Genomic DNA, 23075 nt, shown 5'->3' with positions numbered 1-23075 from the left:
CAGATTGTATATTTGCAGCCGCAATTTGCTACACTAAATAAAATAGCTACATGAAATTATCAAATTTTAATTTTGAGCTTCCAAAAGAATTATTGGCGGAGCATCCATCAGAAAATAGAGATGAGTCTAGGTTAATGGTCATCCACAGAGATACCGGGAAAATTGAACATAGAATGTTCAAGGACATGATCGACTATTTTGATGAAGGTGATGTTATGGTTCTTAACAACACTAAAGTTTTTCCAGCCCGTTTATATGGTAACAAGGAGAAAACAGGTGCTCGTATAGAGGTTTTTCTTTTACGTGAGTTAAATGAAGAGCAACGTCTTTGGGATGTTCTTGTAGATCCTGCACGTAAAATACGTATTGGTAACAAGTTGTATTTTGGTGATGACGAAACTTTGGTGGCAGAGGTTATAGATAATACAACCTCTAGGGGTAGAACATTACGTTTTCTTTATGATGGTGCATACTTGGATTTTAGAAGAAAATTAAGAGAACTTGGAGAAACACCTTTACCAAAATATATCAAGAGAGAGGTAGAGCCGGAAGATGAAAATCGTTACCAGACCATTTATGCAAAGCATGAAGGTGCTGTTGCCGCTCCTACGGCAGGTTTACATTTCTCCAAGCATTTATTAAAGCGTTTGGAAATAAAAGGTGTGGATTTTGCAGAACTTACGTTGCATGTTGGTTTGGGTACCTTTAACCCGGTAGAGGTAGAAGACCTTTCCAAGCATAAAATGGATAGCGAGGAAATGTTCATTGATGAAAAAGCAGCAGAGATCGTAAATAATGCCAAAGCTAAAAAAAGACGTATTTGTGCAGTAGGTACAACGGCAATGAGAGGTCTAGAAAGTGCGGTATCCTCTAAGCAAACCTTGAATACGTATGAGGGGTGGACGAACAAATTTATTTTTCCACCGTATGATTTTAGCATAGCAAATGCAATGATCACCAATTTTCATTTACCAAAATCTACCTTATTGATGATGGTATCCGCTTTTATGGGTCATGATTTGATGAACAAAGCGTATAAGGAAGCCATTTTGGAAAGCTATAAGTTCTATTCTTATGGTGACGCCATGTTGATATTATAAGAAATTAGATTTCTCTCTTAGAAATAACAATACATCCCGCTTTCTGTACATGCAGATAAAGCGGGATTTTTATCATTAGTAATACCTACCTTTAAAGTAATGGAAGAAATAAGGAAAAAAGATATCCGGGCACTAACGCGTGAGCAGCTTAGGGAATTCTTTGTTTCTAATGGGGACAAGGCTTTTAGAGGTAATCAGGTATATGAATGGTTGTGGCAAAAGGCCGCGTACTCTTTTGATGTAATGACCAACCTCTCTAAGGACACCAGAGAAATGCTTGAGGCCAATTTTGTCATCAACCATATTAAAGTGGATCAAATGCAACGCAGTAGTGATGGTACCATAAAGAATGCGGTACGCCTACATGATGATTTGATCGTAGAATCGGTATTGATTCCAACAAAGACGCGGACCACGGCATGCGTATCTAGCCAAGTTGGGTGCAGTTTAGATTGTAGGTTCTGTGCTACGGCACGGTTAAAACGTATGCGAAACCTTAATCCTGACGAAATTTATGATCAGGTTGTCGCTATTGACAATGAAAGCCGATTATATTTCGACAGGCCGTTAAGCAATATTGTATTTATGGGTATGGGCGAGCCTTTAATGAATTATAACAATGTACTAAAGGCCATAGATAAGATAACCTCGTCAGACGGGTTGGGAATGTCACCTAAACGAATAACCGTTTCTACATCCGGTGTGCCCAAATTGATTAAAAAAATGGCAGATGATGAGGTGAAATTTAAACTAGCTGTTTCTCTGCACTCGGCAATAGATGAGATTAGAACTTCTATTATGCCCTTCAATGCTAAGTTCACCTTAGCAGATTTAAGGGAATCGTTACAATATTGGTATCAAAAAACAAGAAGCCGTATTACTTATGAATATGTAGTATGGGACGGAATCAATGATACTCAAAAAGACGTAGATGCTTTAGTGGAATTTTGCCGTTTTGCACCTTCTAAAGTAAATCTTATAGAATACAACCCTATTGATGATGGGGAATTTAAACAAGCTTCTGGTGCGGCCATAGATCGTTATGTACGTTCTTTGGAGCAAAATAACATTGTGGTGACCGTCCGTCGCTCACGTGGTAAGGATATAGATGCGGCATGCGGGCAATTGGCCAATAAGAGTTAGGAAAAGAACTAAGGAAGAAGTATTTAGCATATAGCGGGTAGTGTAGGACCGGTAAAGAATAATAGTGGGCGGTAAAGAACTATGGTAGTAAAACCTGTAGTTGTTCATTGTCATTATATCCTCTCTGAGTACTGTTAACTGCTAGCTTTTGACTAATTTTATCCTTCTAATAAACCACATCTGAAAATAGTAGCGCAAATAAAGGAACCTGTATATAAGGAAATGGAGTTGTTTGAATCCAAGTTCAGGGATTCAATGACCTCAAAGGTGGCGTTGCTAAACAGGATTACATATTATATAGTAAATCGTAAAGGCAAGCAAATGCGGCCTATGTTCGTATTTCTTACCGCAAAATTATTGAACAATGGTGAGGTCAATGAGCGTACTTATCGTGGTGCATCGGTTATTGAACTGATACACACGGCCACATTGGTACATGATGATGTGGTCGATGAGAGTAACAAGCGTAGGGGCTTCTTCTCCATAAACGCCCTATGGAAGAATAAGATTGCGGTCTTGGTCGGCGATTATCTTTTGTCCAAAGGTCTCTTGTTGTCAATAGATAATGGTGATTTTGATTTGCTTAAGATTATCTCGGTAGCCGTTCGTGAAATGAGTGAAGGTGAGTTGCTTCAAATAGAAAAAGCAAGGCGCTTGGATATTACCGAAAATGTTTATTATGATATTATTAGGCAAAAAACGGCAACCCTAATAGCTGCATGTTGTTCTTTGGGCGCTTGCTCGGTTAAGCCGGAAAGTAAGGATGTAGAAGCGTTCAGAAAATTTGGTGAACTTTGTGGTATGGCCTTTCAAATTAAGGATGACCTGTTTGATTATGGCGCCCAAAAAATAGGTAAACCAACAGGCATAGACATTAAGGAACAAAAGATGACCTTGCCGTTAATCTATGCATTGAACAACAGTTCCAAAAAAGAAAAAAGTTGGGTTATCAATTCCATAAAAAACCATAACAAGGATAAAAAACGGGTAAAGGAAGTTATCGCCTTTGTTAAGGAAAAAGGTGGTTTGGATTATGCTGTGGCTAAAATGCTGCAATACCGGGATCAGGCATTACAACTGCTACATTCCTATCCGGAATCTGATTATAGGGCCGCCTTGGAACTTATGGTAAATTATGTAGTAGATCGTAAAAAGTAAATTTTTTACGATTTTTTTATTTATTTAATTTACTGATAAGCAATACGTTATAAATTTATTTAAAAAATAAATAATCTTCAGGCAACTATTGTGTAAAATAATGCGTCTAGTTAAATAGAAGACCAAACCAATATTGTGAAAATTATTCCTTTTTATAAAAACGAAAAGCAGCTTGTTAAAAAAGCTTCATCCGGCAACCGAGATGCCCAAGAACGTTTGTATAAAAAACATGCGCCAAAAATGTTAAGTGTGTGTAGGCAATATATTAAGGATGTACATTTTGCGGAAGACGTTATGGTACAAGGCTTTCTGAAAATGTTCAATAAGTTGAACACATTTAATTTTGAGGGAAGTTTTGAGGGTTGGTTAAGAAGAATAATGGTAAGGGAAAGTATTTCCTACTTAAGAAAGCAGCAGTTTGTGGTGTATGACGATGAGGTGTATGAAAATAACCAATCTACCACAATAGCACAGAGTACGGATTTGGATACGGAACATATTCAGCAACTAATAGATGCTTTGCCGCAAGGTTATAAAATGGTATTTGTATTGTATACCGTAGAAGGGTATAAACATAAGGAGATTGCGGAAATGCTGTCCATCACGGAAAGTACATCAAAGACACAATTGTTAAAAGCGCGAAAGTTGCTACAAGATCAATTAAGACAACAAAATATTATAGGGTATGGAAACCGATAAATTTGAACAACATATTAAAAACAAGTTGCGTGAGCGTGAAATTAGTCCGTCAGATAAGGCTTGGGCTTCAATTTCCTCGGAACTGAAAACAGATACGCAATCTAAAAGTCCGTTATATACTTGGTTGGGCATTGCCGCAAGTGTAGTCATTATTTTAGGAGTGGCTTTGTTTGTAATGCGGGGTGAAAAAAATGTAGACCAATTGCCGGTAAAGGTGGTGGATACTGAAAATGAACAGGTATTGAAACCAAAAACCATTTTAAAAGAAGAACGTATACTGGACGAACCAGAAGAGGGGATTGTGGTAAAATCCAATAATTCCAACCCTAAGGTAAAGGATAGGGAAGTGCCTGCATATGTTGCTGTTGAGCGGCAAAGACCTAAGGAAGTTAATGAATTGGATGTAGCAACTGTACTGCAAAAATCTACTAACGAAGTCAATCCTAAAATAGAAATACCAGAGGAGATCATAAATACACAGGTGGCTCTAGTTGTGGCCCAGGTAAATGATTTGGAACAATATAATACCGTTACAGATGCCGAAGTAGATTCGTTATTGCAACGGGCTCAGGACGAAATTCTTAGGAATAAAATTTTTAATACCGATAAATCTGTCAACGCTATGGCTTTGTTGACAAAGGTTGAAGAAGAACTTGATCAATCCTTCAGAGACCAAATATTCAATTCATTGAAAGCCAGTTTTATCAAGGTACGTACAGCGGTGGCGGACCGTAATAATTAATCAATTTTAAATCGTTTTTTTCTTTATTCCTATAATTTGCTATAGGGACAGGGATTGGAGTTTATTCATCAAAAAAAATCAATCAAAATGAGAACAATTACAATGTATGCAGTAGTATTGCTAACCCTCTTTATCGTTCATAATGCAGTGGCGCAAGAGGGTAATGAAAGCAAAATTGAACTTTTAGAGGCCCAAAAGGCTAAGATTACAAAACAGGAAAAATTAGCCTTAAAAGAAGAGGTAGAGGCTATTTCCAAAAGGGTAGAGAACGGGGAGATTACCTTGGACGAGGCGAATGCGTTAAAAATGAAAGCAGCGGAGAAAAGGGCGTTGAACATAGAGAACAGGATAGCTATTATTGATAATAAGATAGCCTTGTTGGATAGAAATGGTACGGAAAACCTAGAGCTGGATACGCTTAATTTTGGAACTAGGTTAGAAATAGGTTATGGCGGCAGAAGTAATGATGGCGAGCGTATATTTGGAATTAGTATCAAGGAAAATCCAAATAGGAAAAAAGTAATTTATGATAGACGTACTTATTCTGACCTTGTTGTAGCTATTGGTTTAAATAATGCAATAATTGAAGGACAGTCGCTTGATGACTCTCCGTATAAAATTGGCGGAAGCAGATTTTTTGAAATGGGTTGGCAATGGAGAACACGGGTATTCAAAAATACCAATTTCCTAAGGTTCAATTATGGCTTCTCATTTCAGTTCAACGGTTTAAAACCTAAGGACAATCAATATTTTGTTTCATTGGAAAACGGTCAATCAGAATTACAGGAATTTGATTATGAGTTGAACAAGTCCAAACTTAGGATAGATAATTTGGTATTCCCTATGCATTTTGAGCTGGGGCCATCAAAATATACCGCTAGCGAAAAAAGTATTAGGTATTCCTTAAAGAATCAGTTTCGTATTGGGTTAGGTGGATATGCAGGGTTTAATTTAGGCACACGACAAAAATTGAAATATGAAATAGATGGTGGCAATGTAAAGGATAAGCTAAAACGTAGTTACAATACCAATAATTTAATTTATGGATTAAGTGCCTATGCAGGGGTAGAGGGTGTTCTGTTGTATGTAAAATATGATTTAAATCCAATTTTCAAGGATGCTGCCGTTGAACAACGAAACGTCTCCTTAGGATTGCGGTTTGATCTATAATTGGTATAGCATAGTGTTTATTGAACATTACGGTCATGGAATTGGATATAATTGCCGGTTTTATGACCGTTGTTTTAATAGCTGCAAATCCTCTAGCATGGTATTGGTAAATTCGTTTTCATAAAATCCTCTTTTGCAATGGCTGCATTCTGCCATAACGGTACTGGAAATTTTAAAAAGTTTGATCCAGAACAGATGAAAATAGTTAGTGTGCGTTACCACCGTTAGGGTTCCTCGTTGTTCGCAATAGGGGCAGTATGTGTTTAAAAGTTTAATGGTTTCCGGTTTACCGGGCCTAGTGCCAAAAAATAGAATCATTTTATTACTTTTGAGGTTCTAAATTACATAAAAATTGTTCCCCGTTTTAGGGAAATTCAGTGTCTCCATGATTTCAAAAAACACCATAGATCAAGTATATGAAACTGCCCGGTTAGAGGAGGTTATTGGTGATTTTGTACAATTAAAGAAGTCGGGTTCCAATTTTAAGGGGCTAAGTCCTTTTAGTGATGAGCGAACACCAAGTTTTATGGTATCTCCCGTAAAACAGATTTGGAAGGATTTTAGTAGTGGAAAAGGGGGTAACGTGGTTGCATTTTTAATGGAGCACGAACATTTTACCTATCCGGAAGCAATTAAGTATCTGGCCAAAAAGTATAATATTGAGATAGAGGAGACAGAACAGTCCAATGAGCAGAAAGAGCAGGCAAACGAACGGGAGAGTATGTATCTGGTATCAGAGTTTGCACAAAAGCATTTTAAGGAAATGCTGTGGGATACGGAATTGGGGAAGGCCATTGGTCTTAGTTATTTTAAGGAGCGTGGATTTACAGATGAGACCATCAAGAAATTTGAGCTTGGATATTGTTTGGATCAATGGGACGGTTTTACCGTTGCGGCATTGGACAAGGGATATAAATTGGAGTACCTTGAAAAAACCGGACTTACCATTGTAAAGGAAGACCGGGACAACTCTAATATGTCAAGAAAGTTTGACAGGTTCAAGGGTAGGGTCATGTTCCCCATACATTCCTTGAGTGGCCGTGTTTTGGGTTTTGGGGGGCGTATTCTAACCAATGATAAAAAGGCGGCCAAGTATCTTAATTCGCCGGAAAGTGATATCTACCATAAGAGCAAAGTACTTTATGGAATATACCATGCCAAGCAAGCCATTGCAAAAGAGGATAATTGTTATTTGGTTGAGGGGTATACGGATGTTATCCAATTTGCACAAAGGGGAATTCAAAATGTGGTGTCGTCCAGTGGTACTGCGTTAACACCAGAGCAAATTCGCTTGATAAACAGGCTTACCAAAAACATTACAGTACTGTTCGATGGTGATGCGGCAGGATTACGGGCGTCCATAAGGGGTATTGATTTAATATTGGAGCAGGGAATGAACGTTCGTGTCTGTACTTTTCCTGAAGGGGAAGATCCTGACAGTTTTGCCAAGCATAATGAACTAGAGGATGTACAAGCTTATTTAGAATCCAACGCTAAGGATTTTATCCAGTTTAAGGCATCTTTATTGGTAAAGGAGGCATCTAACGATCCCATTAAAAGAGCGGACACGGTAAGGGATATTGTAAACAGTATCGCAAAAATTCCCGATCGTATCAAAAAGGAAATATATATTCAAGAATGTGCAAGCATCATGAATGTTTCTGAAGCGGTACTTTTTAATACATTGGCCCAGATAGACAAGAAGGGGGAGGCCAACATCAAAAAGGAATATAAAGAAGAACAAAAGGCCTTTGAGGTGGTCCGTAAGGATGCCGCGCCGGAAGCTGTAGATGTGCAATATGTATTGGAGCGTAAGATTATAGAATCCTTAATGCTTTATGGTGATCAGAAGGAGGAGTTTGAGGATTTGGTGCTCAAGGAGAATGAATCCGGTGATTTGATGTTAGAGCCGGAGTCTTTGGAAATTAAAGTGTACGAGAAAATCTACTTGGACCTTCAGGAAGATGAAATTGAATTGGCCAACGAAGATTTCCGTAATATGTACTATAAACTGATAGAGTCATTGAACCAGGAAAAGGAATTTTCCATTAATACGTTTGTAAACAGTCTGGATCAAGAAATGGCCAATCAGATTTCCACTATTTTAATGGACGAGGAAAAGTATACGTTGCACAATTGGGAGAGCAAGGATATTTTTCCTAAAAAAAAGGAAGTTGGTATTGCCCAATTGGTCAGTGAGACCATACTGACCCTACGTTGTTTTTTGATTAAAAAAAGAATGGGCGCATTGCAGCAAACAACAGAAGATATAACCAAGGATAACCGTGAGGCCTTGGAGGAGATTATGAACTATATTCAATTGAACAAATTGCTGAATCAAAAATTGAACAGGGTATTATCTTAAAATAATATATTTAGGTAAAAAAAAGACCCGCCAATGGCGGGTCTTTTTTTACACTAATAGTTGTAGGAATTTAGTACAGCTCAAGCGCTTTTGCCTGTTGTAATAAATCTACCATATTGTCCACATTTAACTTTTTCATTAAACGTGCTTTATAGGTACTTACCGTTTTTTCATTTAGGTTCAAACCTTGTGCCACTTCTTTGTTGCGCTTGCCACTGGCCAAGAGTTTCAATACTTCTATTTCCCTGGTTGATAATTTTCTAAAGAATCTACGTGGTTTTTTAGTTCCCTCATCAAAGGCAAGTCGCTGGGCAAGTTCATTTGTAATGAACATGCTTCCTTCACTTACTTTTCTTACCGCAGCGGTAATGTATTCAATTCCTGAAGATTTGGATAAATACCCAAATGCACCCGCTCTAATGGCACTTAGGGCATATACATCTTCAGACTGCCCACTGTACATTAGTACTTTTACGTCAGCATATTCTTTTTTGATTTTTCGCAATGCTGCTATTCCGTTAATTTCAGGAATATCCATTTCTAGCATGACAACATCGGGGGTTGTGTCTTTAAGTTTTTCGAAAAGCTCTTCGGTGGTAGCCACCTCATCTATCAATTCAAATCCCTCAGCGGATTCTAGAACCGTCCTAACTCCCATTCTAATTATAGGGTGGTTATCCGCTATTAATACTTTGATCATTAATTATTGGATTTTTATAGATTTTTAAAAACCTATGGTCTAAAAAGACTACATGCAATGTAAGGCTTAAAATTCTAAATTAGAAGCCAAAAATGCACTTTTTTCACGCTATATAGATATTTAACGCTTTATTTTCGATTTAATTGCCTGATTCATAGTTGAATTGTCATTTTAAAGATTCTGGTATCTCACAAACAGGTATGGGTAACATTTTGTGTTGGTTCATGGTATTGAGTTTCATGAAAATGGTGAACACTTCTTTTTGCCTACCTTCAAAATCCGCGATTGTGCGGCCTTCATCCTTCATGTTCATGGCCCATTCCAACTCTGGATAACTCGCACCGATCTGGTCCTCGTCCGTACGATCGTCTCCCCATAAACCGTCCGTTGGAGCGGCCTTTATAATTTCCTCGTTTACGCCCAAAACCTTTGCAATGGCGTATACTTCTGTCTTCATTAAATCTGCAATAGGACTTAAGTCTACCCCACCATCACCATATTTGGTATAGAACCCTACGCCAAAATCCTCTACCTTGTTGCCGGTACCTGCCACCAGGTAGCGTTTTAATGCTGCAAAGTAATAAAGGCTGGTCATGCGCAGCCTGGCCCTAGTGTTCGCCAATGACATAAAACGTTCCTCTTCGTTTTCAACCGGAGGAAAAGCATCTACCAACGAATCAAAAACCGGCGTTAGTTGAACCTCTTTTCTTTTTACGTTACTAAAATTCTTCTGTAGCCAATCTATATGTCTAGATGCCCGATCAGATTGATTTGCCGCTTGGTGTATAGGCATTTCCAGGCACAACAGGTCCAATCCCGTTTTTGCACAAAGGGTCGAGGTTACGGCAGAGTCAATACCACCGGATACTCCAATTACAAATCCTTTCTGTTTGGCATTCGTAGCATAATCCCTTAACCAATCTACAATATGGTCAATTACTTTTTCAGTTTGCATACCGCTCCAATTATTTGTTTAAATAAATTAACTTTGCCTTAAAAATAAGTTGAACACCGTGAAAAATAAAATGTATTGTAAAATACTTGGCAGGGTAAAACCTATTTTTATGCTATTGTCAGTTTTCTTGATAATTTTTAGCTGTAATAACAGTGATAAAACGGCTCAGGAGATAGCGGCAATACCTGTAGAGCTTTCCATTTCCCGTTTTGATCGGGAATTTGCATCTTCTGGAGAAGAGGGCTTGCCAGCATTGCGCCAAATGTACCCATATCTTTTTCCGGCCCCGGACAGTGTTTGGATAGCCAAAATGAACGATTCTTTACAGGTAGAACTGTTTCAAGAGGTAGGTAATGCCTTTAATAGTTTTGAAGAGGAAGAAGAAGGCTTGGTGCAATTATTTAAACATGTAAAATATTATTTTCCGGAATATACCTTGCCCAAGGTCATCACCGTAACCAATGATGTGGATTATAATAATCGAATAATTTTGACCGACAGTATTTTGTTCATTAGCCTTGATAATTATCTGGGTCCAGAGCATAAATATTATGGGGGGTTTCAGCGCTATATTGCAAAAACCCTAGATCGCGGTTTTATGCTCAGTGATGTAGCCAGTGCCTTTAGCAAACAAGTGGTACCACGTCCTAGGGACAGGACTTTTTTGGCCCGCATGGTCTATTTTGGCAAGGAACTGTACCTTAAGGACAAGTTGTTGCCCAATATGGAGGAGCGAAAGAGAATAGGGTATACCGAGGAGGAAATGGATTGGGCCTACGCAAATGAGGAACCCATGTGGAGAAATTTCATTGAGAACGAATATCTGTACAGTACGGAAAACAAATTGAATCAGCGTTTTTTAGACCCCGCACCCTTTTCAAAGTTTGGACTTGAGCTGGATAATGAATCGCCCGGTAGGTTGGGTCGTTTTGTGGGGTGGCAAATTGTACGTTCGTTCATGGAGAACAATACCGTAGGCATTAAACAAATGCTGACGATGCCTGCAGAGGAAATATTTAAAAAATCGAATTACAAACCAAGAAATTAAATGGCAGATTTACATACTTCGGAAATAACTTTACGTGTAGGATTGGATGAAAATAGGGTGCCCGAAACATTGAACTGGTCCGCACAGGATGGGGGCGTGGAAAACGAAGAGGCAAAGGCCATGTTATTATCGGTTTGGGACAGTAAGAACCAAGAATCCTTGAAAATAGATTTGTGGACCAAAGATATGCCGGTAGATGAAATGAAAACTTTTTTTCATCAGACCTTGGTATCTATGGCAGACACTTTTTTAAAGGCTACCCAAGATGAGAAAATGACCGCTACTATGAAAGATTTCTGTGACTACTTTGCGGAAAACCTAAATTTAAAAGAACAAGGCTAAGCGGATTTCAATTTCTTTTTTCCTTTTGTTTTCTTGACCCAATAAATGATATAGGCGGTACCTAAAACGGATGGGGTAATCCATGCCCACAGGGTGTCTTGATGCATTCCGGCGACAATGAATGCTGTTATGGAAGCTATAAGTGCGCCCAACATTCTGCTAAGGTGATTAATTAGCCAAAGTTTACGGTTTCTTAAAGAGGTTTTGTACAGTTTAAAATCTCCATAAGGCATAAATAAACCAAAGAGTCCAAAAAATAAAAATAGGATACTTTGGGAATACCCATGTACGAGCCCGTTAATACCAAAACCGATCATTAGTAAGGCGGAAACAATCATGGTTATTGAAACCGTTAAATCAATTTTATTTGCCTTTTTCTTTTTGGTTGTTTTAAAGGTAAGTGCGCTATTACCGGCCAAAACCATGTAAATAGTAAAAATGCCAATCAAGAATAAGAAGGTATTATTGTGGTTGGGCATACGAGCTACTACTAAAGAGATGGCGGAACTTATGATCATTGACCATGAAAACCATTTTCCTAATCGCCTATGATTGCGCTGTCCCTTTTTTACTAAAATACTTGCTATACCGGTAATAAGACCTAAACCGCCAAAAATGGCATGTATATAAATAAACGTTTCAATGATGTTTTCCATGGGTGGTTGATTATTGTGTTTTCAAAGATGAAGTAATTAGTTTTGCTGAGATAAATATAACTACTCAATTGTGGGATTTTAGTGCTGAGTTGAAGTTGGAAAGTGTTGAGTACTTAGTCTTAAGTAAAAAGTCCAGGGTACGAGGTAAGAAGTATTAAATGAGAAAATAGAAATAAGAAAATAGACTTTTTCGTTAATGGGAATTTAGCAAAGCTAAATTTCCATCAACGAACAACCATCAACGAACAACCATCAACGAACAACCATCAACGAACAACCATCAACCAAAAAAATCACTTCCTATTTTTATTAGGCTTACAGGTCATACAAAATTCAGAAAGTTGATTTATTCCATCAATGACCTTGTTATGTTCTTTTATAAGAAGCTCGGTATCTTTGCCAAAATCAGTGGCTTTAAATACTTGGGCACTTACGGTATTCATTTCTTCTTGATACTCGTTAAAAATAGGTTGAAATAATTTGGAGTCGCTAAAAGCGCCTTTTTCCTCATATACTTTCTTCCTTATTTTACGGGCGTATAATTCTACCAGGTCAAAATCATAACGACCAAATTGCAACAATTGCTGGGCGGTAAGGGAGTCTGGCGCTACTAATACTGCTAAATTGGGATGGAATACCGCTTTGATCTTGCTGTTGAAATTTTTGGTAAACATAAACGAAACCGAATTCATGTTAAAACTGAAATCTATTTTTGAGCCGGAATAAATAGAGTAAGATGTTAATGCGGAATTGATCTCTGATTCCGGTGATCGGTAATCTGTCAATTGTAGTTCATAATCCGGTGTCCATTCTATGGGTTCTTGTGCGGTGGCCAAAGAAGAACAATATGCTAAAAAGATTATAATCAAAAAATGCTTCACGTAAGTTTTAATTTGATAATCGAATGTACTACAAAAAGTAATTCTGTAAAGGGCTCTTGGGGATATAGGATATAAATGTTTGTTAAATATTAGAGTTGAAACTCCGTTTGGTCGGTATTGGCCGCAAAAATAGCGGGGTAATGCTCGCGCGCATTGGCAATCATAAACGCTACGGGAACATCCTCAAAATGACCATAGTCTTCCAAGTACTCCATAAACATAGTTCCTTCTTCATTAAAAGCCTGCAGTACGGCATCATTTTCACCGTCAAAATCTAAAGGGGCCACTTGGAGTATTGTGCATAAGGAAGCATTAAAGGTAGGGCTTAGCTTTAGCCATTTATCATTGATATAGGCATCCACCATTCCATGGGGCGTTAATTCGTTAGAACCAAATTTTTCGATTAGGCGGTCTACCGCAATATGGTTTTTGACCTTGGCCAAATGTAGTCTGGCCGGTATTCCCATTGCACGTAAACAGGATATCAAGAGAATAGATTTGTCCACGCAGTGTCCTTCCGTACGTTTTGCAATTGCACTGGCGCGGTATTTTTCCTTGTTAAAACTTAGGTTGTATGGGTCATAGCGCCACTGATCGCGAACTTTTAAAAATAAATGCTGGGCAATTTCTTTTTGGGATAACGAGGCTGACGGTACATTTGCAATAAGTTGCTGTATCTCATCACTTTTATAATCAAAAAAGTAAGTAGGGGAAAGGTAATCCATGCCTTGGGTTGTATGCAGATTAATAGTAATCCATTTAAATTATTACTAAATACTAATATACGGATTTTTTGACCGATTAATGTAAGTGCCAACTACTACGACCCGCAGAATATAGATACGGTTTACTAATACTACCCTCAATGATTTCCTGGTCTACACTGCCAAATGTGTATATATTGGCCGGTGGACATTCTACGTGCCATTTTTTTTGCCTTGATAGCCAATGTACCCTCGTAAAGTTCATCGATGGTTTGTAGCCATAAGTGTAGCCAATGTGCAAAATGATTTTGTGAAATGGTGTAGCTAAGATTTTTGTCCACATTGGCGTGTTTTGCAGAAGGACTTCCCCTAAAGGTACGAAGTCCAAATAGGTTGGATTCCCAAAAGTCGGTAAGCTTACTTAGATGTTCCGGCCATTGTTCATTGCTAATATGTGCGTTGAAAATGGGTCCTAACATAGCATCCGTCCTAATTTTTTCGTAGAAAGCATGAACCAAATCGCTTACATCTCCTCTGTTGGTAATATCTTTCATAGTTGGTTTTATGAAGAGGCAATAACATGCTTTACACGCTCGGTAGTATCCGGTTTTGAAAGTGTTAGGCGCACTACGCAATCTGTACGCGCCGTTAAGTCATGCGGTACTTTCCCTTCTAAAGTTAATATATCTCCTTGCTTTAGGTCATATTCCTTACCTCCTGTGCCAAAGGTGATTTCACCTGTTAAGATATGTACTATAATGGGGAAGGGTGCTTTATGTTCTTTCATGATCTGACCCTTTTTTAATGCAATATGGATTTCTTTGGAAAAAGAAGTTTCCAACATGACATCCATTACTATTTTGTGGTCATTATAATATAGTTTATCGTTGAAGGATGCTAATATCATACCTGTTTTTACCAAATATACATGGTAGCACAATTTCCTTAAATGACACTTGTCATACGTACGATGATATATCTTAATAAAGATATTTATTCCTAGAACAGGGCACGCAATTGAGTATTGCGGAGCATTATACTGGCCCATACAACAATCCCAAAAATTACTGGAAACAAGGTGTTGCCTATAGGGTCGCCATGGATAATGTGGGTAGCTACAGCACCTCCAAGCCAAGCTGTTAATAATAGGGCACCTATAAACATGGTCTTAGGAATGGCATATAGTACGGTAGCTATAAGTAAAACAACGCCTAGGTACACTACGGAACCCTCCGGATAACCCATTGAAACGGCTCCTTCCACGGCCATTTCCGTTTGCATGAGATTGGTAATGGCACCCATTAAAAACATTAGTACAACTATTCCTTGTAATACGTAAGAGGTCCATAACATGCCCTTGGATACTTTTTTAGCAGCTTCCATAATATCGGTTTAATTGGTTTTTATTAATACAATGTACGGTAAAATTATGAAATTGAGGGTGTTATATCGAGTTTAGGTAGAGGTTTAAAAGTAGTTGATTTTTATAATTTTTTGGAGGTTTATTATTGCTATGGCCTTCCATTTTTTGTGGAATATTTAATGATTTTGCAATGTAATTATACCAATTTTAGTAAGAGTTACCATAAGTGTGTCTTCTAAGAAATATAATAAAATACTAAAAGTGATATGAGTTTTAATTCTTGTTACTGGTGAATCAAATGATTTTTTAACTATATAAACTTTCAATGTTCATGTTAGAGGAATTGAGGGAAACCTGTAAAATGCCACAACTTTTGTAGGGTGGTGGTATTTTTACGACCAAATAGTCATGTCAAAGAAAATTCTGTTTATCTATAATGCCAATAGCGATACCGGTAGTAAAATGCTGGATTTCGCCCATAAAATAATAAATCCCGCTACCTACAATTGTTCCTTGTGTGCTCTTACCTATGGTACATTTACAGAGAACGTAAAGTGGAAAACATTCCGCGAAAACCTATTGGCCAAAGATTACCAACTGGAATTCCTGCATAAAGATGAGTTCCAAAAACAGTATCAAAGCAAGTTTGGACATAAGTTTACCTTCCCGGTCATTTTGGTAGATACCGGATATGATTTAGAGGTATTGGTCACGACTGAACAGCTAAATGCATTTGAAGGAGTGGAGGAGTTAATTGTTTCAGTTGGCAATATTCAGTAACAGTTCAAGGTGCCCGTATTTATAGTTTGTCTTTTGAATAAGCTTTTCTCAATCTAGTAATCGGTTGAATGTACGTTCAGGTTTTGGTTGTCGCTTATACTTACTCGGTCGTTGAGCGTAGCTGAAGTGATGAGTGTTCCGTAGTTCGCGACTGCGCTCGAAGTGATATTTCGTTTTTAATAGTGTGCTAAGTATTAAGTATTAAATGCTAAGTACTAAGTACTAAGTAATAAGTCTTAAGTAATAAGTAATAAGTTATAGCTAAGAGGTGTAAGGTAGGAAGTAATAAGTAGAGGGTACTGGGTATTCATAAGTAGTATAAAGTTATAAGTAAAGAGTACTAAGTATAAAGTACAAGGTACGAAGTACTTACAAGAACAACCATCTACTTAATACTAAAAAAAGCGAAGCGTTTACCAGCCATCAACCATTCTTAGTTGCTTCAAAAAATTTCTCGTTAATGTCATCTATAAAAGCAAGAAGTTCTTCACGACCGGTACGGTGGCTAGAGCTGGTGACAAAATGTTGCGGGGCTTCTTCCCACATATCAGTGGTAAGGGTGGTCAGGTAGTTTTGCACTTCTCGCTCAATGGCCTTGGGCTTTAACTTATCTGCCTTGGTGAAAATAATGGCAAATGGTATGGCATTTTCACCCATCCATTGCATAAACTCCAAATCTATAGGTTGCGGGTCGTGCCTTATATCCACTAGGATAAAGGAACAGACCAATTGCTCGCGCTGTAGGAAATAATTGGTTATGTATTTTTGAAAGGTCTTTTTATCGCGTTTGGATACACGTGCATAACCGTATCCTGGTAAATCTACCAAGAACCAATTGTCATTGATTTTAAAATGGTTGATCAGTTGTGTCTTTCCCGGCCTACCAGATGTTTTGGCCAAACTTTTACGTTCTGTCAACATATTGATCAATGAGGACTTGCCTACATTTGAACGCCCAATAAAGGCATATTCGGGTATAGGCTCATTGGGGCATTTGGCCACATCAGAGTTGCTCATTACAAAGTCGGCCGACTTTATTTTCATCTGTATAAAATTTAAAACTTGTTTTTCTCCAACCATGCGTCAAGTATGGTGTTGAACTCATCGGGGTGCTCCATCATTGGGGCATGCCCGCATTTGTCCATCCAAAAGAGATCGCTGTTCGGCAATAGTTCGTCAAAGAGTTCTGCAACGTCCGGTGGGGTCACCGTATCGTTCTTGCCCCAGATAATACAGGTTGGTGTTTTCATATTGGGGAGGTCCTGCGCCATGTTATGCCTTATGGCACTTTTGGCGATTGCTAGGGTCTTGACCAGTTTAACGCGATCGTTCACTGTAGCGAACACCTCGTCCACTATCTCCTTAGTGGCTACTTCTGGATCATAAAACACATCTTGTGCCTTCTTTTTTATGAACTCGTAATCGCCACGTTTTGGATAACCGTCGCCCATTGCACTTTCGTACAGCCCGGAACTACCTGTAATGATCAATGCCTTTACCTTGTGTGGATATAATTTGGTATGCAAGAGACCTATATGGCCGCCTAAAGAGTTGCCCAGCAGAATTACATCGTCCAATTCCTTATAATCAATGAATTTTTTTAGGTATTTGGCAAAATTCTTTACCGTGGTCTTCAACATCGGCATAGAATATAGGGGGAGTTCGGGAATAAGTATTTTATATCCTTTAGGGGGGAAATAAGACGTTACTCCTTCAAAATTGCTTAGACCGCCCATTAGTCCATGTAGGATAATTATGGGTTTGCCTTCGCCTTTCTCTATATACTTAAAGCCTCCGTCGTTAATCAATTCGTTTTCCATGCACTACTCATCATAATTGCCCAAATATAGGTAATTACCTAGAATAGCGTACAACTCTTTTTCATTAGGTGCATTACGATTTACCAAGCAGTTCAAATTTTCCCGTATTGAAGGCTTAGTGGTAAATGACGGTCAAAAAAATGCTATCAGTGGAAAAAAGTGGTGCACAAATGAGGTAATTTATTAACAAAGTGGATTTTAGTGGTAAAATGTGGTAATAATATTTATATATTTGAGTTATATAAATAAAACCAGACCATTTTGGACATTTATTTCTTCGGGACATTCAATTGCAAGGCCGATGCCAAAGGGCGTATCATGCTCCCTGTTGCGCTGCGTAATCAAATGACGCCGATCCTGAATGAAGGTTTTTTTATCAAGAAATCGTATTACAATGAATGTTTGGAGCTATATCCAGCCCAGGAATGGTATAAGATCATGGCAGAAATGGACCAAACGAACAGATTTGATGAGGAAAGTCAACTGTTTCAAAGAATTTTCATGGACGGGCTACGTCCTGTTGAAGTAGATGGCAATGGTAGGTTGTTATTGGCAAAGGATGTTATTTCATTGGCAGGAATAACCAAAGAGGTAAAGATCGTGCCAATGCGAAAGCATTTGGAGATTTGGGATGTGGAGGCGTACGAAGCAACCATTTCCATATCCAAGGAAGAAAAGAAAAATTTGGTCAAGCGTGTAATGCTGAACAAAAAAGAGGATAAGGATGTATCATAATCCTGTGTTGTTGAAGGAGTCGGTAGACGGACTGGCCATTAAGGAGAATGGAATTTATGTGGACGTGACATTTGGTGGGGGCGGTCACTCCAAGGAAATATTGAAACGATTGGGTGCTGGCGGCAAATTGTTTGCCTTTGATCAGGATGAAGATGCGCAGGCCAACATTTTAGGAGATGAGAGATTTACGCTTATAGCGGAAAATTTTAGGTACATCACCCAATTTTTAAAGTTCTATGGCATACGGAAAGTAGATGGGATCTTGGCAGATTATGGCGTATCGTCACATCAGTTTGATCAGGCCGAAAGGGGTTTTTCAACCCGTTTTGATGCGGGATTGGATATGCGGATGAGCAAGCGCAACACATTGTCCGCCTATGATGTGGTCAATAACTATTCTTATGATGATTTGCGTAAGGTGTTGTTTGAATATGGGGATCTAAGAAATGCAAACGCCATGGCAAAGGTTATTGTGGCAAGTAGGGAAGAAGGTGCAATTGTAACTACCGATGCGTTAAAGAAGGTGTTGAGTCAGTTTTTGCCCGAGCATAGGCAACATAAAATATTGGCCCAGATTTATCAGGCCATTCGTATTGAAGTGAACGAGGAGATCAAGGTGATCAAAGAGTTTTTGGAGCAAGTGCCAGATCTATTGAATCCAAAGGGAAGGCTGAGTGTTATAAGTTATCACTCTTTGGAAGACCGTTTGGTAAAGCGCTTTATCAGGGCAGGACAGTTTGAAGGGGAGCCGGAGAAAGATTTTTATGGAAATATAGATGTACCCTTAAAAAAAGTTGGCGGATTGATCGTACCAACGAGAGAAGAGATAAAATTAAATAACAGAGCACGTAGTGCAAAATTGAGAATAGCGGAGAAAAATGACAAAAAGTAAAATGAAAACAGGGGTATTGGACCTCTTAAAAGGTAAGTTTTTGGTGAGTGGAGACTCTCCAAAAAATTGGCTGTTCATCATTTTTATTTCCTTTTTGGCAACTGTGATGATCAGTAGTTCACATAGTGCGGACCAGAAGGTCCATACCATCGCTTTATTGAATGAAGAGGTAAAGGAACTGCGCAATGAATTTGTAGATATGCGTTCAGATGTGCAGCAATTAAAATTGGAATCGAGCATAACGGACAAAATAGCGGAAATAGGTTTGTTTCCATCAGAAACGCCGCCGCAAAAAATTAGGGTAAAATCAATTAACGAAGAGCAGTAAATGGCCGCCACCGATAAAAGCATATTAAAACGACTTTATATAGTAGCAGGGTTCCTGGTGCTATTTGCCGGTGCTGTGCTGTTTAAGCTGGTGTCCATCCAAATTGTGGATGGCGAAAAATACAAGGCTTTGGCGGAGACCCGTACCTCGCACATCTTTACTATAGAGCCCAACAGAGGCAACCTATATTCAGATGACGGTAGCTTATTGGCAACATCGGTATCTAAGTATACCATTCGTTTTGATGCCGTTACCGTAAGCAATGAGGATTTCAAGGAAAACGTAAAGCCATTGGCAGATGCCTTGGCCAAACAATTTGGAAAGACATCTTCACATTACCAACAGGTTTTAAGGAAGGCCAAGGAAAATAAGAACAGGTATGCCCTGATCGTACGCGATCTTGATTATTCTGATTATATGGCCGTAAAATCCTTTCCGCTTTTCAATAAAGGTGCGTATAAGGGTGGTTTGATCATTGAGCAAAAGACCAAGCGTGAGCATCCTTTAGGAAAAATTGCCGAGCGTAGTGTAGGGTATGAGCGTGTGGATAAGGACGGCTACCGTACCCGTGTAGGTATGGAAGGTGCTTTTGGTGAATATTTACGGGGGGTGGAAGGTAAGCGTGCTAAACAAAAAATTGCCAAAGGGCTTTGGAAACCAATAGGAACGGATAACATTATAGAGCCAAAGGATGGTTATGATGTGTACTCTACCATAGATATCAATATACAGGATATAGCCCACCATGCACTTTTGGGACAATTGGAAAAATATCAGGCCGACCATGGTACGGTCATCGTAATGGAAGTGAAGACCGGTGAGGTAAAGGCAATTGCCAACTTAGGGCAAACGCCAGAGGGTAAATATTATGAGCGCTTAAATTACGCTATAGGAGAGTCCCATGAACCGGGTTCTACCTTTAAGTTAATGAATTTGGTGGCCGCTTTAGAGGATAAAGTGGTAGATACCAGTACGGTAATAGATACCGAGAACGGAAAATGGAAAATATACAGGCATTGGGTAAAGGATTCCAAACATGGTGGATATGGAAAAATTTCCGTGGCCAAGGCTTTTGAGGTGTCCTCTAATACCGCTTTTGCCAAAATGATACATAACGGTTATAAAAATGATCCGGAGAAATATGTAAACCGCCTAATGGGTATGGGTATTCATAAAGAGTTGGGCTTGCCCGTTCGTGGAGAGGGAATTCCGGTATTGCGGTACCCTGGCGACAAAGGCTGGTCTGGTTTGTCATTGGCGCAAATGGCCTATGGTTATGAGGTATCCATGACACCGCTGCAGACCTTGGCATTCTATAATGCAATTGCCAATGATGGCGAAATGGTGAAGCCAAGACTGTTAAAAGAGGTCAAGGAATGGAACAAATCCATCAAAAGATTTGATAAGGAAGTGCTGAACCCTGCCGTTTGTTCCCCACAGACCGTAAAGAAAGTGCAACAGATTCTAAAAGATGTAGTCGAGAAGGAATATGGTACGGGCCATGGTATGTATTCCCCCAATTTTTCAATGGCCGGTAAAACAGGCACCACACAGACCAATTATGTGTCCAAGGACAAGAGCAAATATGAATATATCTCATCTTTTGCAGGTTATTTTCCGGCGGACAATCCTAAGTATTCCTGTATTGTGGTAATCCATAAGCCGGATAAGAGTGTTGGTTACTATGGCGCAGATGTTTCTGGGCCGGTATTTAAGTCGGTAGCACAAAAAGTATATGCTACATCGCCATTAACGAGTGAGGTAGATGTGGAGAACATACAAATAGCCGATGCCGAAAAGGCATACCAAGGATATTATAAGAAGGCACAGCAGCAATATGCACAGGTGCCAAATGTAAAGGGTATGAGCGGTATGGATGCCGTTGCCATACTTGAAAATTTAGGTATTGAAGTAGAGGTAAGGGGCAATGGAAAGGTAAAACGACAGTCCATCTCAAAAGGCACGGATTTAAAGACAGTCAAAAAAATTGTATTGGAACTGATATGAAATTATTGAAGGACATATTATATGGTGTACATCTTACTGCGGTTAGCGGTACGACCTCCTGTGATATAGCTTCAATATGCTTTGATTCCCGTCAGGTACAGAAAAATGATGTTTTTGTAGCCATAAAGGGTACGTTGACAGATGGTCATAAATATATAGATGCGGTAGTTAAGGCAGGTGCTAGGGCTGTAATCTGTGAGGAATTGCCGGATACCATGCAAGATGAGGTTACCTATGTTGAGGTAGAGAACGGGAACCAGGCCTTGGCGGTCATGGCATCCAACTACTATGGCAATCCGTCAAAAAATTTAAAATTGGTTGGGGTTACGGGTACCAATGGGAAAACAACGGTGTCCAGCCTACTTTATCAATTGTTTATAAAAGCAGGCTACAAGGTAGGGCTGTTGTCCACGATAAAGATTATGATAGATGATGCGGAATACCCTACCAAGCATACTACCCCAGATGCTTTGGTCATCAACAAGTACTTGGAAATGATGAACGAGGCCGGTGTTGAATATTGCTTTATGGAAGTAAGTTCGCACGGTATACATCAAAAAAGAACAGAAGGTTTGGTATTCGAGGGTGCGATTTTTACAAATCTCTCCCATGATCATTTAGATTATCATAAGACATTTGCGGAGTACAGGGATACGAAAAAGAAATTGTTCGATCAATTATCCAAATCTGCCTTTGCACTGACCAATATTGATGATAAGAACGGTCTTGTCATGTTACAGAATACCAAAGCAAGGAAATTTACCTATGCCTTAAAGAATTATGCGGATTATAGGGCGCAGATTTTGGAAAATCAGTTTGATGGCCAATTGTTAAAAATCGATGAGCACGAACTGTGGACCAAGTTGATCGGTCATTTTAATGCCTATAATATGCTGGCCATTTTTGCCACGGCAGATTTATTGGGACTGCAAAAATTGGAAACCCTACGTCTGATCAGTGAATTGGACAATGTAGACGGAAGGTTTCAATATTTTATATCAAAAAACAGAATTACGGCTATTGTTGATTATGCCCATACGCCGGACGCTCTAAAAAATGTGCTTGAGACAATCAACACGTTGAGAACTGGAAATGAAAACGTCATCACCGTTGTGGGGTGTGGTGGCGATAGAGACAGATCTAAGCGTCCGGTAATGGGCAATATCGCTGCGGATATGAGCAATAAGGTCATATTGACATCGGATAATCCTAGAACGGAATCCCCAACAGAGATCATTGCTGAAATGGAAGCCGGTGTGGAGCCCCAGCATTTTAAGAAAATCCTTTCCATAGAAAACAGGGAGCAGGCCATAAAGACCGCCTGTCAACTTGCCAATGATAACGATATCATTCTAGTAGCGGGGAAAGGGCACGAGACCTATCAGGAAACCAATGGTGTTCGTGTAGATTTTGATGATTTTAAGATAGTAAAGGAAGTATTGAACAACCTAGATAAATAACCTTGGCCACATTGGGTCAAAACCAAA

General features: G+C 39.0%; 26 protein-coding genes. 15 read left to right on the top strand and 11 right to left on the bottom strand.

Annotated elements, in window-relative coordinates; all coding sequences use genetic code 11:
- Positions 1–50: 50 nt before the first annotated feature.
- The 6 genes from queA (at position 51) to JM81_RS07465 (ending at position 6012) form a co-directional block, all read left to right on the top strand.
- The gene (gene queA, locus JM81_RS07490) at positions 51–1100 is read left to right on the top strand and encodes a tRNA preQ1(34) S-adenosylmethionine ribosyltransferase-isomerase QueA (RefSeq protein ID WP_089262380.1); all 1050 of its coding nucleotides are present in this window, start codon (positions 51–53) and stop codon (positions 1098–1100) included.
- Between the two features lie 99 nt (positions 1101–1199).
- Entirely contained in the window at positions 1200–2243 is a 1044-nt protein-coding gene (gene rlmN, locus JM81_RS07485) for a 23S rRNA (adenine(2503)-C(2))-methyltransferase RlmN (RefSeq protein WP_144801888.1), read from the top strand.
- 180 nt (positions 2244–2423) lie between these two features.
- The gene (locus JM81_RS07480) at positions 2424–3401 is read left to right on the top strand and encodes a polyprenyl synthetase family protein (RefSeq protein ID WP_089262376.1); all 978 of its coding nucleotides are present in this window, start codon (positions 2424–2426) and stop codon (positions 3399–3401) included.
- Positions 3402–3536: 135 nt separating this feature from the next.
- Positions 3537–4100, top strand: a complete 564-nt coding sequence (locus JM81_RS07475; RefSeq protein ID WP_089262374.1) for an RNA polymerase sigma factor — start codon at positions 3537–3539, stop codon at positions 4098–4100.
- A complete protein-coding gene (locus tag JM81_RS07470; protein WP_144801885.1) occupies positions 4087–4842 on the top strand; it encodes a hypothetical protein in 756 nt (251 codons plus the stop codon). The genes JM81_RS07475 and JM81_RS07470 overlap by 14 nt, the downstream gene beginning before the upstream one ends.
- A gap of 87 nt (positions 4843–4929) precedes the next feature.
- Positions 4930–6012, top strand: a complete 1083-nt coding sequence (locus JM81_RS07465; RefSeq protein WP_144801882.1) for a hypothetical protein — start codon at positions 4930–4932, stop codon at positions 6010–6012.
- Positions 6013–6072: 60 nt separating this feature from the next.
- Here the strand turns inward: JM81_RS07465 and JM81_RS07460 are convergent, their stop codons facing one another.
- Positions 6073–6330, bottom strand: a complete 258-nt coding sequence (locus JM81_RS07460; protein WP_144801879.1) for a zinc-ribbon domain-containing protein — start codon at positions 6328–6330, stop codon at positions 6073–6075.
- Between the two features lie 67 nt (positions 6331–6397).
- Between JM81_RS07460 and dnaG the strand changes: the two genes are divergently transcribed.
- Positions 6398–8377, top strand: a complete 1980-nt coding sequence (gene dnaG, locus JM81_RS07455) for a DNA primase (RefSeq protein WP_144801875.1) — start codon at positions 6398–6400, stop codon at positions 8375–8377.
- Between the two features lie 70 nt (positions 8378–8447).
- Here dnaG and JM81_RS07450 read toward each other — a convergent pair whose 3' ends face one another.
- The gene (locus JM81_RS07450) at positions 8448–9077 is read right to left on the bottom strand and encodes a response regulator transcription factor (protein WP_089262364.1); all 630 of its coding nucleotides are present in this window, start codon (positions 9075–9077) and stop codon (positions 8448–8450) included.
- Between the two features lie 166 nt (positions 9078–9243).
- Positions 9244–10032 carry an NAD(+) synthase gene (nadE, locus tag JM81_RS07445; RefSeq protein ID WP_144801872.1) on the bottom strand — a complete coding sequence of 263 codons (789 nt, stop codon included), beginning with the start codon at positions 10030–10032 and terminating at the stop codon, positions 9244–9246.
- A 109-nt stretch (positions 10033–10141) separates the two neighbouring features.
- Here nadE and gldB point away from each other — a divergent pair, with 109 nt between their 5' ends.
- Positions 10142–11080 carry a gliding motility lipoprotein GldB gene (gldB, locus tag JM81_RS07440; protein WP_261374994.1) on the top strand — a complete coding sequence of 313 codons (939 nt, stop codon included), beginning with the start codon at positions 10142–10144 and terminating at the stop codon, positions 11078–11080.
- A complete protein-coding gene (gldC, locus tag JM81_RS07435) occupies positions 11081–11422 on the top strand; it encodes a gliding motility protein GldC (protein WP_089262358.1) in 342 nt (113 codons plus the stop codon). It abuts the gene before it with no gap.
- Here gldC and JM81_RS07430 read toward each other — a convergent pair.
- From JM81_RS07430 to JM81_RS07405, 6 genes are all read right to left on the bottom strand, one after another.
- Positions 11419–12078 (bottom strand): hypothetical protein, encoded by a 660-nt coding sequence (locus JM81_RS07430; protein WP_144801869.1) that lies wholly within the window; start codon positions 12076–12078, stop codon positions 11419–11421. The genes gldC and JM81_RS07430 overlap by 4 nt on opposite strands.
- A gap of 293 nt (positions 12079–12371) precedes the next feature.
- Positions 12372–12959, bottom strand: coding sequence for a hypothetical protein (locus tag JM81_RS07425; RefSeq protein ID WP_144801866.1), 588 nt, complete (start codon positions 12957–12959; stop codon positions 12372–12374).
- 89 nt (positions 12960–13048) lie between these two features.
- A complete protein-coding gene (locus JM81_RS07420) occupies positions 13049–13684 on the bottom strand; it encodes a transglutaminase-like domain-containing protein (protein WP_144801863.1) in 636 nt (211 codons plus the stop codon).
- 137 nt (positions 13685–13821) lie between these two features.
- On the bottom strand, positions 13822–14217 hold the full coding sequence (locus JM81_RS07415) for a group III truncated hemoglobin (RefSeq protein WP_144801860.1): 396 nt from the start codon (positions 14215–14217) through the stop codon (positions 13822–13824).
- Positions 14218–14225: 8 nt separating this feature from the next.
- Complete coding sequence (locus tag JM81_RS07410; protein ID WP_144801859.1) at positions 14226–14570, bottom strand: cupin domain-containing protein; 345 nt, start codon at positions 14568–14570, stop codon at positions 14226–14228.
- Between the two features lie 92 nt (positions 14571–14662).
- Positions 14663–15046 (bottom strand): DoxX family protein, encoded by a 384-nt coding sequence (locus JM81_RS07405; RefSeq protein WP_144801856.1) that lies wholly within the window; start codon positions 15044–15046, stop codon positions 14663–14665.
- Positions 15047–15434: 388 nt separating this feature from the next.
- Here JM81_RS07405 and JM81_RS07400 point away from each other — a divergent pair, with 388 nt between their 5' ends.
- Positions 15435–15806 carry a GTPase gene (locus tag JM81_RS07400; RefSeq protein WP_089262346.1) on the top strand — a complete coding sequence of 124 codons (372 nt, stop codon included), beginning with the start codon at positions 15435–15437 and terminating at the stop codon, positions 15804–15806.
- 423 nt (positions 15807–16229) lie between these two features.
- On the opposite strand, the gene yihA is transcribed toward JM81_RS07400, so the two are convergent.
- Positions 16230–16850 carry a ribosome biogenesis GTP-binding protein YihA/YsxC gene (gene yihA, locus JM81_RS07395; protein ID WP_089262487.1) on the bottom strand — a complete coding sequence of 207 codons (621 nt, stop codon included), beginning with the start codon at positions 16848–16850 and terminating at the stop codon, positions 16230–16232.
- Between the two features lie 11 nt (positions 16851–16861).
- Entirely contained in the window at positions 16862–17626 is a 765-nt protein-coding gene (locus JM81_RS07390) for an alpha/beta fold hydrolase (protein ID WP_144801854.1), read from the bottom strand.
- Between the two features lie 261 nt (positions 17627–17887).
- On the opposite strand from JM81_RS07390, the gene JM81_RS07385 reads away from it, so the two are divergent.
- Genes JM81_RS07385 through JM81_RS07365 form a run of 5 tightly spaced genes read left to right on the top strand, consistent with a single transcriptional unit; the run spans position 17888 to position 23048 of the window.
- The gene (locus tag JM81_RS07385) at positions 17888–18361 is read left to right on the top strand and encodes a division/cell wall cluster transcriptional repressor MraZ (RefSeq protein WP_089262342.1); all 474 of its coding nucleotides are present in this window, start codon (positions 17888–17890) and stop codon (positions 18359–18361) included.
- Positions 18351–19253, top strand: a complete 903-nt coding sequence (gene rsmH, locus JM81_RS07380) for a 16S rRNA (cytosine(1402)-N(4))-methyltransferase RsmH (protein ID WP_089262340.1) — start codon at positions 18351–18353, stop codon at positions 19251–19253. Before JM81_RS07385 ends, rsmH begins: the two co-directional genes overlap by 11 nt.
- A 1-nt stretch (position 19254) precedes the next feature.
- A complete protein-coding gene (locus tag JM81_RS07375; protein WP_089262485.1) occupies positions 19255–19581 on the top strand; it encodes an FtsL-like putative cell division protein in 327 nt (108 codons plus the stop codon).
- Complete coding sequence (locus JM81_RS07370; RefSeq protein ID WP_089262338.1) at positions 19582–21588, top strand: penicillin-binding protein; 2007 nt, start codon at positions 19582–19584, stop codon at positions 21586–21588.
- The gene (locus JM81_RS07365; protein ID WP_144801851.1) at positions 21585–23048 is read left to right on the top strand and encodes a UDP-N-acetylmuramoyl-L-alanyl-D-glutamate--2,6-diaminopimelate ligase; all 1464 of its coding nucleotides are present in this window, start codon (positions 21585–21587) and stop codon (positions 23046–23048) included. The genes JM81_RS07370 and JM81_RS07365 overlap by 4 nt, the downstream gene beginning before the upstream one ends.
- The last annotated feature ends 27 nt before the right edge of the window (positions 23049–23075 follow it).

This window comes from Maribacter sp. MAR_2009_72, from assembly GCF_007827235.1.
GTDB lineage: Bacteria > Bacteroidota > Bacteroidia > Flavobacteriales > Flavobacteriaceae > Maribacter > Maribacter sedimenticola.
The sequence above is the reverse complement of the archived record's forward strand: the minus strand, read 5'-3'. Positions and strand labels throughout refer to the sequence as shown.

Excerpts from the sequence above, each read along its gene's own strand:
- JM81_RS07410 (WP_144801859.1), bottom strand. The coding sequence starts at position 14,570 with ATGATATTAGCATCCTTCAACGATAAACTATATTATAATGACCACAAA.
- rlmN (WP_144801888.1), top strand. The coding sequence starts at position 1,200 with ATGGAAGAAATAAGGAAAAAAGATATCCGGGCACTAACGCGTGAGCAG.
- JM81_RS07370 (WP_089262338.1), top strand. The coding sequence starts at position 19,582 with ATGGCCGCCACCGATAAAAGCATATTAAAACGACTTTATATAGTAGCA.
- nadE (WP_144801872.1), bottom strand. The coding sequence starts at position 10,032 with ATGCAAACTGAAAAAGTAATTGACCATATTGTAGATTGGTTAAGGGAT.
- JM81_RS07460 (WP_144801879.1), bottom strand. The coding sequence starts at position 6,330 with ATGATTCTATTTTTTGGCACTAGGCCCGGTAAACCGGAAACCATTAAA.
- JM81_RS07390 (WP_144801854.1), bottom strand. The coding sequence starts at position 17,626 with ATGGAAAACGAATTGATTAACGACGGAGGCTTTAAGTATATAGAGAAA.
- JM81_RS07415 (WP_144801860.1), bottom strand. The coding sequence starts at position 14,217 with ATGAAAGATATTACCAACAGAGGAGATGTAAGCGATTTGGTTCATGCT.
- JM81_RS07375 (WP_089262485.1), top strand. The coding sequence starts at position 19,255 with ATGAAAACAGGGGTATTGGACCTCTTAAAAGGTAAGTTTTTGGTGAGT.
- gldC (WP_089262358.1), top strand. The coding sequence starts at position 11,081 with ATGGCAGATTTACATACTTCGGAAATAACTTTACGTGTAGGATTGGAT.
- JM81_RS07465 (WP_144801882.1), top strand. The coding sequence starts at position 4,930 with ATGAGAACAATTACAATGTATGCAGTAGTATTGCTAACCCTCTTTATC.
- JM81_RS07365 (WP_144801851.1), top strand. The coding sequence starts at position 21,585 with ATGAAATTATTGAAGGACATATTATATGGTGTACATCTTACTGCGGTT.
- JM81_RS07450 (WP_089262364.1), bottom strand. The coding sequence starts at position 9,077 with ATGATCAAAGTATTAATAGCGGATAACCACCCTATAATTAGAATGGGA.
- gldB (WP_261374994.1), top strand. The coding sequence starts at position 10,142 with ATGCTATTGTCAGTTTTCTTGATAATTTTTAGCTGTAATAACAGTGAT.
- JM81_RS07420 (WP_144801863.1), bottom strand. The coding sequence starts at position 13,684 with ATGGATTACCTTTCCCCTACTTACTTTTTTGATTATAAAAGTGATGAG.
- JM81_RS07400 (WP_089262346.1), top strand. The coding sequence starts at position 15,435 with ATGTCAAAGAAAATTCTGTTTATCTATAATGCCAATAGCGATACCGGT.
- JM81_RS07430 (WP_144801869.1), bottom strand. The coding sequence starts at position 12,078 with ATGGAAAACATCATTGAAACGTTTATTTATATACATGCCATTTTTGGC.
- yihA (WP_089262487.1), bottom strand. The coding sequence starts at position 16,850 with ATGAAAATAAAGTCGGCCGACTTTGTAATGAGCAACTCTGATGTGGCC.
- JM81_RS07470 (WP_144801885.1), top strand. The coding sequence starts at position 4,087 with ATGGAAACCGATAAATTTGAACAACATATTAAAAACAAGTTGCGTGAG.
- dnaG (WP_144801875.1), top strand. The coding sequence starts at position 6,398 with ATGATTTCAAAAAACACCATAGATCAAGTATATGAAACTGCCCGGTTA.
- queA (WP_089262380.1), top strand. The coding sequence starts at position 51 with ATGAAATTATCAAATTTTAATTTTGAGCTTCCAAAAGAATTATTGGCG.
- rsmH (WP_089262340.1), top strand. The coding sequence starts at position 18,351 with ATGTATCATAATCCTGTGTTGTTGAAGGAGTCGGTAGACGGACTGGCC.
- JM81_RS07405 (WP_144801856.1), bottom strand. The coding sequence starts at position 15,046 with ATGGAAGCTGCTAAAAAAGTATCCAAGGGCATGTTATGGACCTCTTAC.